We start from the raw sequence: 14,998 nt of genomic DNA on the forward strand, positions 1-14,998 counted from the left end.
AAGCCCAGCGATTGGGCTTTCTCATTATCAAAATCACTGATACTTATTCCTTACTTGTATGCCGCTTCCCAAGACTGAGCGCTTGTTCTTCTGACATCTGAACCACCTTAGAAAAATTGGTATTGCGAGGCATACTGTCCTTAGAGTACCAATAAACATCTGCACTGCCATTTCTGGCCACATAAACAACTGGAGCCAGTTGACGAGTTGGCTCTGTAGGCTGGACAGGTTGAACTGGCTGTGCAGGCACTGCTGGCTGACTCGGTTGAGGGGCTTGACTTGGTTGCGTCTCTACAGAAGGACTGGCAGGTTGTGGTTGACCACTTGGTTCCGTCGGCACTAAAGATGGCTTGGCTGTCCCCTTCAGATAGTCAATGGTCGCATTCTTGGAATAATTATCCAAGGTAACAGTGGTGATCCCATAAGCATCTACCGACTCTTTGGAACTACTTAAATTGATTGGTAGAAGGTTGCCATCTCGATCAATTCCTACATATTGCAAGGTCACCTGCCGAGGAATCAATTCATCCCCCGTATAGACTGGCGTCACCTTATAATCTAGCCAATAATTGGGGTGGGTAGCCAGCCAGCTATCGAGTCGTTTCTCGTAGTAGAGCATGCCTTCCACATTGCTATCTGCTGTCCCTTTATAATTCCCCGTATTGGTCCAGGCAGTTAGAGGAACCAGATTTTTCCCTTCATTGGTCAGTCCACTAAATTGATAACCAATCAAATGCCCTCTGTGGAACAGCCAGGCCTTCTTCCCTTTGTTTCCATAAGCAATCTTATAATTGTGCCAGCCAACCGGATTATAGTTGAGATGTGGTTCTCTTTTTTTCTTTGGCTCATCCTTGTCCTGAAGCTGAATATGGGCTGAGGTCGCACGACCTAAATGATCAAAATCCCCCAGTACAAGCTGCTTACTGCCATTAAAAGGCAGTAGATGAAGACTCTGGTAATCGAGGCCCGTTTGCTGAGCTTGAGCCCCTTGAACAATGGCCAAGGACATAAAAACCGAGACCATCGCAACAATAACATTTTTCAAAAATCGTTTTGTAACCATGATTGAAACTCCCACATTTCTATCTAGTGATATTATAGCAGAAAAAACGGTTACAAACACAGAAGATAGGCAATTTCTTCTCCTATGTCAATTAGATTTTTTAATGAGTTTATTTTTAATTTAATATTCTTTAGTATTTTAAATAAGGACTATTATTTTAATACATAAAATAATACACAACTATTCTAAAACAACTCATATTCATACCACTCTTCATCTACTTTCTGAAAACCCAAAGCCAAAAACATTCTTTGACTTTGAGTATTAAAAGGATAAATTTGAGCAGTTACCTTAACCATTTCTTTCTCTTTGGCCAACTGTATCATTTCAGAAATACACCGTCTTCCGATCTGTAAATTCTGATACTCTTTGCTGATCACTATAGAAAGCTCTGAATTATCTTGAAGTGTCACATCTCCAACTAACACTCCCTCATATTGGATATAATAGCAAGAACCATGTGAAGTTAGGTAATCATACATTTTATGAAGTTTTGTTAGATTGTAAATCTGATCAGTATTATCCACTTGTTTGCAAACCTCACTATCTTGATACCAAAGAAGGGAGATGTCATCATTCCTATAATAAGGGATAAGAGTGATCTTATCATCTACTATTCGATTCATCATTACTTGTTCTTATTTCTATTTAGAAGCTTCTTCCGATACTTCAATATTTCCCATCAACCAATTGGACATCTTTTTGCCCTTGTCTTTATAAGGGTTGGGAGGAAACAAGGTAAATGGGGGAATGCTGGCATCTGGGAAGAATAGTTCTACGCTTATCGTTCGCTCGCTATTATGATCGACGTAGGCTGTAAAATAGATATGGTAATTCCCACTCACATCACCACCATTATCATACTCACCTCTAGCAGTATTTGGTAAGAGCGTAACAGATTTTATGTCTTGCTTTTCCTGAGCTAAGTGTGCGATGATCTCACTCTTAATAGCAGCCTCATGATTTCTGACGAAATTCCCATCATCACTATATCCAGGATGCTCACTAAGAGAATAGAAAATAATAACCATCAGAAAAGGTAGGGAAATTAAAAAAATAATCAGCTTATTCGATTTTAACATGTGGGTCCTCATTCTACTTATAAAAAATCTTGACCCAATCCTGCTTTGCACTGAGTATACGAGCAACATACACTGTATGCTTCTCCATATAATAAAATGCGAGATAGTTCTCTATTGGCATATATCGATAGGTTTTTCCATCATTCGTCATCTCACCATAGCCCCGGCTTGATACTAGAGGACAGGCTTCTGGGAACAGTTCTAGGATCTCAAGAGCACTTAATAGCAAATCAACTTTGCCGTCTGCAGCTTGCTGGCTATAAAAATTCACAAGAATATAGTCGTGAATGTCACGCAAGTCCTGCTTAGCACGATCTGAAAGAAAGACCTGATAGCGCTTCAACTTAGTCAAGACCAAATTCCTTTCTCACATCGGCTACAGAAGTGACTTTTCCTTGAGCGATTTCCTGGTGCCCCACTAAAATCTCCTTCTTCAAATCCTCAAAGGCCACTTGATACTGCGTGTTCTGCAAATCACTTGAAACAAATTCTTCTGGATCCACAGTCCCGTTGGCAATTTTTCGAAGTGCTGCATTTAGGACATCTGACACAGAAATTTTTTCATCTGCAAGCACCTCTTTTGTTTTCTGGTAAAATATCGCATCTGCCCGAAAATTCACTGATTTCGTGTTTGCCATTTCTACCTCTCCTTTGTACATACAATTTGTATATACATTCTACCATACGAAAGAGAAGGGATTCAAGTGAAAAATGGATTCTTCTTTCACTAAATCTAATTAAGAGATACCGTTAGTTAATCTATATTCTTTCTCTCGTGTCAACTGATACCTCTTAGAATCAACAATTTAAGTAGATTCCACATCTTAATTTAACAACTCCAAGTAATTGTAGTCAATTATATTAGATATATTTTATTAATTTCTTTATAGTAAATTCCTATTTCTCTAGCCAAAAGAACGCTTGGTTTAACATCTCTTTTGTTTGTCCAATGATACACGGTCCATGAGAAATAATAATATTCTTAGGTTCCCATTTCTTTATTTTATGATAACTCTTCAATGCTTGTTTTTTACCAAATAAAAAGGTCATTCTTAAATCTCTTGGTGTTTTACCATTTGGATAGTGATTATCACCTATTTTTAACAGTAGCTTTTCAAAAATCGATAAATTTTCTGTTTCTATGTTTTCAATAAGATCCGTTAAAATTAGAGTTGAACTTTCAGTATGGAAAAAAACAACCTCTTTCACGTAAAAACTTCCCTCAAATGTTGTAAAACAAATTTCCTCGTTCCAATTGGCTTTCTCTAGTTCATGACCATAATATAAATTCATTCCCGATTTTCTGGCACGCTTTTGAACACCACTAGCTAGCCATACTTCTGCTTCCGGAAATAGTTGATGCCACTCATTTATATAACTATAATGTAAGACATTGGGTGCAATAAGGTGTTTTACCTCACCTAATTGCTTGATTTCAAAAAGTAAATTATCACTAGGCTTAATCGGCGAATGCACCCAAAGACCACCATTCTGCAGACGGATAACTGTCATTCTAGTTGAAAAAGGCACTTTGAAGAGTTTGAAATTCATCAGTACTTCTTCCCCATCTACAATCCAGAGGTTATCTGCTATCTTTTTTAAGGAATTGAGCGGACTATATTTTTTGACTTCCATGAAACTCTGCTTTCTAAATTAATAAAGTATAATCAATCGTTATTCTCCAAAAATGGTACCACCAAATCAATCCACTCTTGAGGCAGGTAAGCTGATAGATAGCCATGGTTATACCCCTTTGCTTCATACAGGATAGTGTTGGGATGTAGCTGCTGAAATAATTTCGCCGATGCTTTCACACAGTTTAATTCTTTTTCACCATAGATATACAGAACCTGGGCCTTGCTAGCAGAAATCGTCTCCTTCAGCTTGTAACGCCCCATATAGGTTTTGTAAATGGTCACCAATGTTTTGATAGGTGTCCTTGGCAGATCCTCTAAATAATATGCTTTTATCTCCTCTGGATAAGCCAGTTTAGGATAGAGTTTGTCCATCATGCTTAATTGAAGTTTGCAAGAGAATTTACTGAACATCAATTTACCAAATAGTGATACTAGAAAGATGCTGATTTTAGCTAACCTTGGTTGAGGAATACAGATGCTTCCATCTATGATGGCCTTCTCAGCTATCTCGCTGTCTAAGGATAAAAGTTCCATGGCAATTTGACCACCAAGTGAAACGCCACCGATCGCAAACACCTTTCCACCACAGTTTGCTTTGACATAGTCTAGGATCTCCAAAGCAGAATCTTCCGTAGAAACATAATCGAGTTGATATTCTTCGCCGTGGCCATTCAAAGTGGGTAGAATAACACGGTAGTCTTCTGACAAAATCCGTGCTTGACGAAGATAATTCCACCAAGAACTGCCACCGCCATGTATCAGTAAGATAGGAGGCAAATTCTTATCACCAAATTCATGGAATTTCATGTTTAAACTCCTTACTGTAGGGCTTTTAGTAATACTTTGCCGAGTAATCAGCACCAGGATACATTCTACCATACTTCTTCGGCGTAATTAGGATGCATCATAACATGCGTATATCGTATTTTCTCATTTCCACATATTTCTCACTGCTCATATGGGATTGGTCCTCATTGCTCTGCAAATTCAGTTAAATCAATAATATATATTTTTTCAACCTTTATACGGTAGTCCTTTTCTATTCCACACCCTCACTACCTCTTACTTTATATTTGAAATTTAATGCTTCCATAATTGCATTCATGATATCCAAATCAAACTCTTTCCTTGAGATATCCATCGATTTAATCATCTTCTTATTATTTCTAAGAGACTTCCATAATAGCTTTTTATCACGATCATAAAGTTCAATCTTATAAAGAAGATTTGCTAAAGACACAATAAAATCCTTGTGTTCTGTGCAAGTCTCTTTATTTATTTCTCTATCTTTCCAAGACATAAAGCTATCAAAATCTTCCTCAGAAAATTTAGGTAATAATCCTTGTATTGGATTTACTAGCAACTGCGTTGATGAAAGCATCAGATTTACATATGAACCAAGTGCATATTGCTGCGCTTCAGACATCTTATTATAATCTAACCCAAAACTTTCAATTTCACCTATGGCATCAGTTAATTTACTGTTCTCATCAATAATTCGACTAATACGTTCCTTTAATTCAATAATAGCAAGCTCATATGATTTTATATCTCTTTCACTTATAGCGATAAATACATTTTCTAAGTGGTTCTTATCACTCTTACTTTTCCAAAAGATTAATCCACTAGCTAATAAAGAGACACCAGCGATAGCCCATCCAACTGGACCTGCCAAAGCAAGAAAAGCATTTCCTGCTGCCATTCCGCCACCGCCTGCAGCAAGTGCTCCACCACCAAGCCATGCCAATGCAGCATTAGTAGCCGCAGCTCCGCTTAAAGTAGAGATAGCAGTACCAGTTGATGCAACTCCAAAAGTTGTAGCAACACCCATTGCTACTGTCGGCCCCATTGTTACTACTGCAACACCCAGTCCTGCTCCAGCTGCTCCTACACCTGCATTTTTTACTGTTACGTTTTTATAGTCCTTATCAATCTTATCTGCTTGTTGCTTCCAATTTAATCTTATCTGTTTTAATTCTTCATACTGAAGCTTCTGTTCACTAGGTACATTGCGTATTTTATCAAATTGTTCCTGTATGCTTGTTAATGACTTGTATAAACTTCTTGTATATTCTCCTAGCTCTCCAATGGCATTATTTGTTTCTTTGATTGCAGCCTGAGCTTTATCTTGAGCTACTTGGAGTTTTGATTTCTTCTGTTTCTTTTTACTCATTTTTCTTTCTCACTCCCTTTAAAATAAGAATCGATATCTGCTTTATTTCTAAGTATCTCATCTTTAGGAACATTTCTTTTTTCTGCCAAGATTACCGACTTCTCAAAGGCTTGAACATACATATCGCTTTCTTTTAGTTCTATTGTAAATAGCAGCAATGACTCATCATCATATATTTCAGCAAGGAACTTCAAACCATCAACATAATCAGCTAGTATTAATTTTTCACGTTTCAGGATAATTATTTTCTCCTTGATAACATGACGCTTTAAACCTCTGCTTGTCTCTCCATATAATGAAATCGTAAATCTTCCAATTCCAAAAATATTCAATCTCATTACAAATTCGGTGACATTTAAACTACCACCACCTTTAGTAAGCCCTCTTGCAATAGCATCTCCTGCGTCTATAGCACAGAAAGTACCATGTGCTACAGTCAACATTCGTTTTACTGTCGCATTCGAAAATGGTTCACATGACTTCCATAACAACGAAAAGGATCTATCGTCCTTTTTTGTCATTGAGAAATATCTGACTAGACGTCTTATTGAGTAAATAATCCTTACCAATAATTCATTAACAAAGACCGGTATAGCTTGTGCCGTCTGAAATCTTGCATCATAGCCTTGCTTATAAATATCGAGTGCTAATTTATTTATTGATTTATCAAATTCTCCAACAGGAAGATTCAACTTCCTCTTTATTGTAATAATATCATTTGTCCAGCTCCAGAAAGGTGAAGGAATTCCCATTCCTCTTCCTTTACTACTTGATGATCCTGATATATCTGAGATCAAGTGTCCAAACCAATTTACAAATCCACAGAACAGTTTACTTGGTATATTTTTACCTTCTAAATGAAAATCACCATCAAATTTAGAGAATGTGATCAATTCTCCTTCTGAAACAAAATGCGATGTATTTGTAAACTGATCTAGAATGGAAAAGAATAGCCCAAGTATTGTAGGATTGTGGCCTAACGACTTAAAATGATGATTGGTTGGCGTCAAATCCAACAATCCCTTCGCTATGTCTCCAATGCCATTTTGATCGTAAGGTATTTTGAACTTTTTCTCTAAGTGTCTAACTGCTGATGATAAATTTCCTTTGTCACCCGTCCATCCACACAATTTAGCAAAGTCTTCTGTTCTATTAGCAAACCACTTATCTGTAATTTCTCCAATTGGAGACTCTCCCGGTTTTCCTACCAAAAATACATCTATAACACCACATAGGGCTCCACTACACGCAGATAAAATGTAATCGGTCTTATCACATTCAGGTGTTAGCTTTTTCAAGGAATCTAAGCTTTCCTCTAATTTACTAGATACTAAATCAAGTTCACCTTCAGCTGTAGATAGTGCTGTCTTGATATCAGAAGCAAACTTATACCCATTTTCATTTATGCCGAGCTCCAACAACATGAACGGTTCATTATTTATCTTTTTATGAAATGTAGTCATCTGCTCCAATTACTCCTAATTCTACGGTTTCTATCGCATGTGCCGGAAGTATCCACTTCTACTTCACTGCTTCAATATGGAACAAGTACAAACTGAGATTTACTTAAATGAAATCCACTCTGCCTTTGATAGACAGGTTATGTGTTCTGTGCGAAGAACCTCTTCCAAAGGAAACAACATCCATAACTCCACTTAAAATTACAATTGAAAATTCTCTAACATTAATCATCTAATTAGCCAATCGTTTCTTTCAATAATAGATACGCTAATCTAAATTTTAGAATCCTTTACCTTACTAATTCTATTACTAGCCAATATCGTATAAATTAAATAACCAACAAAAATGATCATAAAAATAACATAGCAGCCAGTTTTACAACTTACTACTTTTCATATGATAATTTACAAATGTCTTTCCAGCCACTCTATCTTTTTAAAATCCTTATTGTTATTTTGTTCATTTCGATAAGAATCTTGGGAAGAAGCCTTGTAAATACTTAAAAACTGTTCCAAGCTTGGAACTCGAAAAGTGATGTCATCGAGATGAATCAGCTCTATATCCAATTCCGAAACTCCTGCAAAATCAGGTAAAGAATCAATACTTCCCAATTCAACGCTCAGACCATCCTTTTGGAATTCATGCTCATGAATATCTATTAAGACGTAGCCTAAGTCTTTCATCACTTTCATTATCTTGTCCCAGTCATAAATTCTGAGATGATCAGGTGCTTCCCAACCTCTAGGGTCACCAGGCACATGAATGTCAATGTCAGACGGCTCCCAATTTTCTTTCGTTCTAAACTCCAATCCCAAAGACCCCATCAGTGTCGGTGTAATTCCGACTCGATTTAAATGGAAACAAATAGTTTTAAATTCTTCAAATAAGAGACTCATGTTTACTCTAAACCTTTCATCTAAATGTTCGTTATTTCTACTTTATTACCTTGAACAAAATCATTTTCATTTTCTAGAGTATATCCAGTTATTTTAGATACAAAGTCTTTTCCTTACTAATTCTATTACTAGCCAATATCGTATAAATCAAATAACCAATAAAAATGATAATAAAAATAACATTAATTTTTAACACAAAATAGAGATTTAACAAATTTGCAAACGCATGAAATAATAGACAGTACCCCACAGATTTCGTTTGACGGTAAAGAAGTCCTAAAACAAAACTTAAAAATAATGTATATATAAATAATAAAATAAAAGGAAATCCTTGATGACTTTCTCCAACTATAAACCATAAAGGCAGATGCCAAATTCCCCAGATTGAACCGACAATCAAATTAGATTGCCAATAAGTATATTTTTTATCAAGTAATGGTTGTAATATTCCTCTCCATCCTAATTCTTCATGTCCACCACCAAAAAAAATTAGTTGTATAAAGAATAATGGCATCAGATAAATTGATACTCCATTTAATTCCAAGGAAGATACAGAAAATAGTATCAAAATTGCTAACAAATGAATAATGAAATAAATACTACTTTTTCCTTTCTTACTAAATAGAAAATGTTGAAATTTTATATTATTCCTTTTCAAATAAAAGCCACTTGCAATAGCTGGTCCAAGTGCACCTACTATATGTAATGATCTCCCTATAATCGTTTCTAATCCCAAAATATGAGATTGCGTAATTATGGCGAGAAGCCCCCATGTTATATAAGTAATTCCAAATGTAATATAAAGATAATTTTTTAAATTCCTTTTATCAATTTCTGTCATTTCATCTCCATATCTTGATTATTTTAAATGTAATATTTTCTGCTTCTTAGTTACTCTCGATTATAACTACCTATATTCTATCACAAAAATGCAAAAAAAGCCTTACAATCAAGGCTTTACAGTATCCCTTTCGTTACAAGGTTTTTACACTTTTACCAGCAGACCTACACACTCAACATGTGGTGCTAGTAAACTTCTATATTATAGAACGAAAGAGAATTACACACTCAACTCAAACAACTTATAAAACTCACCTCTCCTATCCATCAAATCACTGAAAGAACCATCTTCAACAATAACGCCATCTTTCATAAAGAGAATTCTATCGTATATTTTCAAAATGTTCTCATTCAACTTGTGGGTTACTACAAGTGCAGTCAAATTTTGAATATCCAAGATTGAACTTTCAATTTCAGTAGTTACTTGATTATCCAAAGATGAAGTAGCCTCATCCAATAATAAGATTGGTGTTTTTCGAATCAAGGCGCGCGCAATACTAACTCTTTGTTTTTGTCCGCCAGATAAATTTGATCCATTCTCTCCACATAAAGCTTGTAGACCTAATTCATTTTCTAAAACATAACTTTCTAAACCTGACTGCTGTACAGCTTTCTTTATTTCCTCATCAGTGAAGGATTGATTAAGAGTAATATTTGCTCTTAAAGTATCATCAAAGATATAAATTTCTTGCTGAACAATCGTCATCAAGTTATAAAGACTCTCTGCTGAAATAGCTTGTATATCTTGATTATCAATTGAAATATGTCCACTTGTTACATCATAAAAACGCAGCAATAGATTGAGCAAAGTTGATTTTCCACTCCCTGACATTCCTACAATTGCAATTTTTTCCCCTTTTTGAATCTTCAAAGATAAATGATTAAAAACCTTTTCTTCAGTATTAGGATAAGAAAAATCTATATTTGAAAAAGAAATATCATCATCGAAATATTCTTTCATTTTACCAGTTTGAAGTTCGATTACATCTTTTACCTCAAATGCATCTAGTGTTGCCTGACCTTCACGGAATTTACTCATTCCCATACCAACTTCATTTAGTGGCATTACTACAAAATTGACCAGTTGAACAATAGCTGTTACACTTCCAATTGTGGTATAGCCATTAAAAACAAGATACATTCCTCCACCAAAGGCTACTAAAAAAACAATCATCCCCGAAAGCTGCGAAATAACATTTGCTAAGACATCAAATTTTCCTTTCATAAAATATATCTCATCCAATTTTTCGCTTTCATTTCTGTAATCTTGACGGATAGCCTCTTTCACATTAAAACTTTTTATAACTAGAAACCCTGCTAAAATATCTTTAACCTTAGCTAAATACTTCTGATCGGCAATCATGGCACTCTTTTGAAGATAAGCTGATTTTTGTCCAATGAATCCAGAAATCATCATTGGAATAATGCTAGCAATGATAACCAATAAGGTCAAATACCAATTACCTATAAACATAGCTAGGAGCGAAAAAATCATTAAGGAAAGGTTTTTTGAAATATTAAAATACTGGTGTAGATAATCTTGCTCAATTTTCTTCATATTTTCGGTTAATACAGAAATAAATTTCCCTGATTTTTCTTTAGAAAAGTCTCTATAATCCCTATCTAAAATAGATTGGAACACCTTATTTTTGTATCTTGACATGATTTGCCTAACAAGTCTATTTTTCAATCGAAGAGATATAAAGTTGAGCCCTGCATATATGAAAATAACACTAGCTCCTACTAGTACCGCTTGAGTTAAGGCATCTTCATTTTGGGACATACCACTATCAATAATACCTTTAATAGAATAAGCAAAAGCAATATTAGTTAAAGGGACCAGTATATTAAATATCATGAAAGCATAAAAAGCCTTCTGATGATTCTTTATCAATTGTTTCATCCTTAATCTACCTCATAATTCTTAATTTCATTTAGAAAATGAGACATAAAATATTCTTCTAAGTTAATATTCTCTCTCCTAATCTCTTTCATAGAGACTTGTTCTACAATTTCTCCATTTTTGATAAAACCAATTTTATCTGCTATCTGTGAAATTTCCGATAATATATGACTCGATATTAGTATTGTAATTCCATGCTCCTTAGAAAGCGACAACAAAAGATTTCGAATTTCTTGAATTCCTATTGGATCTAAACCATTGATTGGCTCATCTAAAATTAACAATTTAGGTTTTGTTAGAAAGGCACGAGCTAAACCAAGCCTTTGCCTCATTCCTAACGAAAAATCTTTTACTTTTTTAGTCGTATTCTTTAATCCGACCATTCTTAAGGCTCTTATTATATCTGATTCAATAATATTTTTCCCCATATACTGAGCGTGAATTTCCAAAATTTCTTTTGCAGTGTAATTATCATAAAAAATTGGTGATTCAATAATACTTCCAATCTGACTTAGGATTTCTTCTCTGTGTTCTTGTAGATTTTTCCCAAAAATTTCAATACTACCTGATGTAATTGTTGATAAGGATAACATACATTTCATTAACGTTGTTTTTCCAGCACCATTCGGTCCTAAAAAACCATAGATTTCTCCTTCAGCAATTTGAAGGTTGATCCCACTTAAAATTTCTTCTTTATCAATTGTTTTAAAAACTTCTTTTATTTCAACAATATTTCTCATTTCTATCTCTCTTTCTATATCCAGCTTTAAATGCAAGAATTTTTCTCCCGGAGCATAAATACTAACTTATACAGTCTCTTTTTTTATAGAAATCATCAAGGAATTATCACTTTCCTTCGATTGAACTCAACTATGCTATTTGATACTAATATCTTGTCTTGAAATATTAAAAATTGAAAATGAAGTAATCATTAAGCTTATGAAACTTGCAAATATCAAAAAGAATAAATTATCAGCAATATTATTAGATAAACTTCCTGGACTTACATTTGAAAGTAATACTGCTAAACCAAGTCCTGTAAGCATTGTTATAGCTGTTGAATGCTTAATCATACCTAAAACAAATGGTAGTAACCCTATTAGTACTGTTGCAAACGTTATTCCAGCTAAGTTAATTAATTGACTAGCTAGAGGGATATAACTAGATTCAGTTACAACAGCCATGAATCTAATGAATAATTGAATCACTAAATGTGCAGAAAAATGGGCAATAAATGCTATTAGAATGACTGAAAGAATTTTTCCCCAAAGTAACTTTATTTTAGAAATAGGGTAAGAAAACAACTGAAAAATTGTTCTTCGTTTAAATTCATCAATAATAATCGTAGATAATAAATAAGATTCGAAAATCAAAAATGCTGCTTTTGTAAATAAAGATGAAAACAATGAAGCTACAATTGCCCAACCTTCCCATTTACCAGTAATTCTAATAACATTAGAATCCTGTCCAGTGAATTCTCCTAGTTTATTGTCAGTACCTAAACCCATAATAATGATTGCTGTAATACCTAACACTATAAATAAGGTACACAACCAGGCTAAAAATAATTTAGATTTAGAAACTTTATTTAATTCAATTTTAATAAGCGACAACATAGATTCTTTCCTCCGAAGTGTAAATAAAGAATAAACTATTCAAACTAATCTCAACAAATATTTAATACAATAGCACATAGATACATACTGTTGGTATGTATGTGCTAAAAAAACAAACATACCCATGGTATGTAAAATAGGATTTTAATAACACACATAAAGTATGTTATTTTTTTAAGTATCAAAATGTAAAATAGATCGTTCAATTGATATTACATAGATAGAAATTAGTATTAACAAGCATGTCATGCAACTACTTATTTCCTATTTTTTTAAGTGATCAAATAACTTGAAAATAACCTCCATCATTTCATTAGTAATTAACTGTACCCCTAGACCTTCAAAAGTAAGTTTAATGAAATTCATTTTACGCTTTAATTCCACTAATGAAAAAACGGAAATTTGAAAACCAATCCAAATATTTAGAGTTAAAACAATTAAATCTGCTAGCTCTTCTGGATATTCTGTTTTAATAGACCCATCTTCAACACCTTCGTAAACTTTTTCTCTAATTTCGGGTAAAAAATCAGAAAATAGACCTAGATACTGCTCTCCCAATAAGCGTGGACTTCTTAGCATAATTGAAGCAGAGTAGACGAGCCTTTGGTGTTCAAAGTTAGAGAAAGAATCCATCAAAGAATTTTGTATCTTTTCTAATCCAGTATTTCCTCTCCAATTATAATTTAAAATTTCTTGATTATTTTCGCTAATGATCGTTTGCAAAATATCATATTTAGACTCAAAATGATGATAAATAACACCTTTCGTCAATCCACCTAAGCCATCTATGATATCTTGTATTGACGTATTATCAAATCCTTTTTCTAAAAATAAATCTTTAGAGACCTCTAGTATTTTTTTTCTAGTTTCATGTGAGTTTCTATTTCTTGCCATTCCAGTCCCTTTCTATCATACCAATGGTATGTAACTTCTATTGTAGTGGACGAAACTAATAATGTCAAGTTCTTTATTGGAATATAACAAAAAGCCTTAATTCAAGGCTTTTTGTTATCGCTTCCCTAAAATGTTTTAACGAAAAAGTTACCAGTAGTACCTTTTCTTACTTAGATATTGTTCTTTTTGTTCTCTAGAATTTTCATGATTTCTAATTCCTAGTAATTCGTCTGTTGAAGAAACTATTGGGTCAATCCAGTCAGCTTTGGATCTAATCCAATCAATTTCCTCTTTATTAAGTTTCCCTGCTATCTCCAATTTATCAGCCATCAGTCTTAAATCATTTGCTGTTTGAAAATCTTCCAACATATTAAGAAGTGACTTTGTCCGCTTCTTCTCTTCTTCGATTCTTTTTTGTAATTTTCTTTTTCGCTCCTGCTCCTCTTCGTATAGTCTTTCTCTCTCTTCACGTTCAAGTCGTAAGTTCTTAACTTTATAATACTCTTGGTAAATTAAAACAATTATTTCTGGTATTGATTGTTCAAGTGTAAATTCTTTAGTATCTTTAATGTATTTACCATCTATTATCTTAAATCGAAATTTTCCGTTTGGTATATAGTCATACTTCTTTATTCTTGGTTTAAAAGCATATCTATTAAACTTAACGCTATCATTGTAGTCTGCTAGTTCTTTAGCTTCTTCTTTTGTTAATTCATGAGTTACTTTGTCTGTTGATTCTATAACTTCAAAACGAACAATATCCTTTTCAATTTGAATATCCCAATTTGAAGTTACTTTATCTCCGATTTTTTCAATTACAGTAACTAGTGTATCTAAAAAGCGATATAAACGTGGAAGAGAATTTAGTGAAATACTTTTTACAAATTTAGGTTCTTTTAAATCATTATATCTGTGCCTAGAATCAAAGTAAGGATAAGAAGCTGCTTTTTCCCTCTTACTCCACTCTGTAATTTTATCTCTTAAATTAGCTACAGATTTATGTAGTCTCTTATTTGGATCCTGGTTTAGGTTTGAAACTACTTCAATAATACGCTCTATTTTATCGTCCTCTATAAATGATAATGAACTTCTTATACTAGTTGTATCAAGTTTAACAGTATCTTCGTTTTTATCCTCCGTACTATCTTCTTTATGTTTAGCAGCTTTAATTCTACTGTTCTTTAAACTTTTTCTATCAATATGAACCTCATTTACGTCATTTTGTGGTAATGGAACGATAAGTTCACTTAAGTCTTGTCCAGCATTCTTACGATACCAATAACTACCCTTTGGAATTGGGATTTCAAATTCTTTACATTTCTTGAGTAAGTCAGAATAACTTAAATCATATTTCAATGAAACTTGTTTCGCACTTATCTCCCAGATTTCTTCATAGAGTTCTTCTCTAGAAAAGCTCTTTATCATCTTCATTT

General features: G+C 33.8%; 16 protein-coding genes. All 16 read right to left on the reverse strand.

From position 1 onward, the window contains the following. Nucleotides 1–43: 43 nt before the first annotated feature. The 16 genes from K1I56_RS07670 to K1I56_RS07745 all read right to left on the reverse strand — a co-directional run bounded on the left by K1I56_RS07670 (nucleotide 44) and on the right by K1I56_RS07745 (nucleotide 14,996). Nucleotides 44–1,063, reverse strand: a complete 1,020-nt coding sequence (locus K1I56_RS07670; RefSeq protein ID WP_223325672.1) for a DNA/RNA non-specific endonuclease — start codon at nucleotides 1,061–1,063, stop codon at nucleotides 44–46. 185 nt (nucleotides 1,064–1,248) lie between these two features. Beyond that, on the reverse strand, nucleotides 1,249–1,692 hold the full coding sequence (locus K1I56_RS07675; protein WP_223325673.1) for a GNAT family N-acetyltransferase: 444 nt from the start codon (nucleotides 1,690–1,692) through the stop codon (nucleotides 1,249–1,251). A gap of 15 nt (nucleotides 1,693–1,707) precedes the next feature. Beyond that, nucleotides 1,708–2,145 (reverse strand): hypothetical protein, encoded by a 438-nt coding sequence (locus K1I56_RS07680; protein WP_223325674.1) that lies wholly within the window; start codon nucleotides 2,143–2,145, stop codon nucleotides 1,708–1,710. A 13-nt stretch (nucleotides 2,146–2,158) separates the two neighbouring features. Further along, a complete protein-coding gene (locus tag K1I56_RS07685) occupies nucleotides 2,159–2,497 on the reverse strand; it encodes a type II toxin-antitoxin system RelE/ParE family toxin (protein ID WP_223325675.1) in 339 nt (112 codons plus the stop codon). Then, nucleotides 2,490–2,783, reverse strand: coding sequence for a type II toxin-antitoxin system RelB/ParD family antitoxin (gene relB, locus K1I56_RS07690; RefSeq protein WP_223325676.1), 294 nt, complete (start codon nucleotides 2,781–2,783; stop codon nucleotides 2,490–2,492). The genes K1I56_RS07685 and relB overlap by 8 nt, the downstream gene beginning before the upstream one ends. Before the next feature lie 259 nt (nucleotides 2,784–3,042). Next, the gene (locus K1I56_RS07695) at nucleotides 3,043–3,780 is read right to left on the reverse strand and encodes a DUF4336 domain-containing protein (protein WP_223325677.1); all 738 of its coding nucleotides are present in this window, start codon (nucleotides 3,778–3,780) and stop codon (nucleotides 3,043–3,045) included. 32 nt (nucleotides 3,781–3,812) lie between these two features. After that, entirely contained in the window at nucleotides 3,813–4,589 is a 777-nt protein-coding gene (locus tag K1I56_RS07700; protein WP_223325678.1) for an alpha/beta fold hydrolase, read from the reverse strand. A gap of 232 nt (nucleotides 4,590–4,821) precedes the next feature. Next, nucleotides 4,822–5,955 carry a hypothetical protein gene (locus K1I56_RS07705; RefSeq protein ID WP_223325679.1) on the reverse strand — a complete coding sequence of 378 codons (1,134 nt, stop codon included), beginning with the start codon at nucleotides 5,953–5,955 and terminating at the stop codon, nucleotides 4,822–4,824. Then, nucleotides 5,952–7,418, reverse strand: a complete 1,467-nt coding sequence (locus K1I56_RS07710; RefSeq protein ID WP_223325680.1) for a hypothetical protein — start codon at nucleotides 7,416–7,418, stop codon at nucleotides 5,952–5,954. Before K1I56_RS07710 ends, K1I56_RS07705 begins: the two co-directional genes overlap by 4 nt. A 402-nt stretch (nucleotides 7,419–7,820) precedes the next feature. Further along, the gene (locus K1I56_RS07715; protein WP_223325681.1) at nucleotides 7,821–8,312 is read right to left on the reverse strand and encodes a phosphoribosylanthranilate isomerase; all 492 of its coding nucleotides are present in this window, start codon (nucleotides 8,310–8,312) and stop codon (nucleotides 7,821–7,823) included. Between the two features lie 88 nt (nucleotides 8,313–8,400). Next, nucleotides 8,401–9,153: a CPBP family intramembrane glutamic endopeptidase gene (locus tag K1I56_RS07720; protein ID WP_223325682.1), complete on the reverse strand. Its 753-nt coding sequence runs from the start codon at nucleotides 9,151–9,153 to the stop codon at nucleotides 8,401–8,403. 219 nt (nucleotides 9,154–9,372) lie between these two features. Further along, nucleotides 9,373–11,055, reverse strand: a complete 1,683-nt coding sequence (locus K1I56_RS07725; RefSeq protein ID WP_223325683.1) for an ABC transporter ATP-binding protein — start codon at nucleotides 11,053–11,055, stop codon at nucleotides 9,373–9,375. Nucleotides 11,056–11,057: 2 nt separating this feature from the next. Beyond that, on the reverse strand, nucleotides 11,058–11,795 hold the full coding sequence (locus K1I56_RS07730; RefSeq protein ID WP_223325703.1) for an ABC transporter ATP-binding protein: 738 nt from the start codon (nucleotides 11,793–11,795) through the stop codon (nucleotides 11,058–11,060). A 135-nt stretch (nucleotides 11,796–11,930) separates the two neighbouring features. Further along, on the reverse strand, nucleotides 11,931–12,671 hold the full coding sequence (locus tag K1I56_RS07735) for a hypothetical protein (RefSeq protein WP_223325684.1): 741 nt from the start codon (nucleotides 12,669–12,671) through the stop codon (nucleotides 11,931–11,933). A 264-nt stretch (nucleotides 12,672–12,935) separates the two neighbouring features. Then, complete coding sequence (locus K1I56_RS07740) at nucleotides 12,936–13,565, reverse strand: TetR/AcrR family transcriptional regulator (protein WP_195323831.1); 630 nt, start codon at nucleotides 13,563–13,565, stop codon at nucleotides 12,936–12,938. A 147-nt stretch (nucleotides 13,566–13,712) separates the two neighbouring features. Further along, nucleotides 13,713–14,996 (reverse strand): cellulose synthase, encoded by a 1,284-nt coding sequence (locus tag K1I56_RS07745; RefSeq protein ID WP_223325685.1) that lies wholly within the window; start codon nucleotides 14,994–14,996, stop codon nucleotides 13,713–13,715. Nucleotides 14,997–14,998 lie beyond the last annotated feature (2 nt).

Origin of the sequence: Streptococcus parasanguinis, assembly GCF_019929185.1 — a bacterium.
Taxonomy (GTDB): domain Bacteria; phylum Bacillota; class Bacilli; order Lactobacillales; family Streptococcaceae; genus Streptococcus; species Streptococcus parasanguinis_O.

Excerpts from the sequence above, each read along its gene's own strand:
- K1I56_RS07700 (WP_223325678.1), bottom strand. The coding sequence starts at position 4,589 with ATGAAATTCCATGAATTTGGTGATAAGAATTTGCCTCCTATCTTACTG.
- K1I56_RS07735 (WP_223325684.1), bottom strand. The coding sequence starts at position 12,671 with ATGTTGTCGCTTATTAAAATTGAATTAAATAAAGTTTCTAAATCTAAA.
- K1I56_RS07705 (WP_223325679.1), bottom strand. The coding sequence starts at position 5,955 with ATGAGTAAAAAGAAACAGAAGAAATCAAAACTCCAAGTAGCTCAAGAT.
- K1I56_RS07670 (WP_223325672.1), bottom strand. The coding sequence starts at position 1,063 with ATGGTTACAAAACGATTTTTGAAAAATGTTATTGTTGCGATGGTCTCG.
- K1I56_RS07715 (WP_223325681.1), bottom strand. The coding sequence starts at position 8,312 with ATGAGTCTCTTATTTGAAGAATTTAAAACTATTTGTTTCCATTTAAAT.
- K1I56_RS07720 (WP_223325682.1), bottom strand. The coding sequence starts at position 9,153 with ATGACAGAAATTGATAAAAGGAATTTAAAAAATTATCTTTATATTACA.
- K1I56_RS07675 (WP_223325673.1), bottom strand. The coding sequence starts at position 1,692 with ATGATGAATCGAATAGTAGATGATAAGATCACTCTTATCCCTTATTAT.
- K1I56_RS07710 (WP_223325680.1), bottom strand. The coding sequence starts at position 7,418 with ATGACTACATTTCATAAAAAGATAAATAATGAACCGTTCATGTTGTTG.
- K1I56_RS07740 (WP_195323831.1), bottom strand. The coding sequence starts at position 13,565 with ATGGCAAGAAATAGAAACTCACATGAAACTAGAAAAAAAATACTAGAG.
- K1I56_RS07680 (WP_223325674.1), bottom strand. The coding sequence starts at position 2,145 with ATGTTAAAATCGAATAAGCTGATTATTTTTTTAATTTCCCTACCTTTT.
- K1I56_RS07695 (WP_223325677.1), bottom strand. The coding sequence starts at position 3,780 with ATGGAAGTCAAAAAATATAGTCCGCTCAATTCCTTAAAAAAGATAGCA.
- relB (WP_223325676.1), bottom strand. The coding sequence starts at position 2,783 with ATGGCAAACACGAAATCAGTGAATTTTCGGGCAGATGCGATATTTTAC.
- K1I56_RS07745 (WP_223325685.1), bottom strand. The coding sequence starts at position 14,996 with ATGAAGATGATAAAGAGCTTTTCTAGAGAAGAACTCTATGAAGAAATC.
- K1I56_RS07730 (WP_223325703.1), bottom strand. The coding sequence starts at position 11,795 with ATGAGAAATATTGTTGAAATAAAAGAAGTTTTTAAAACAATTGATAAA.
- K1I56_RS07725 (WP_223325683.1), bottom strand. The coding sequence starts at position 11,055 with ATGAAACAATTGATAAAGAATCATCAGAAGGCTTTTTATGCTTTCATG.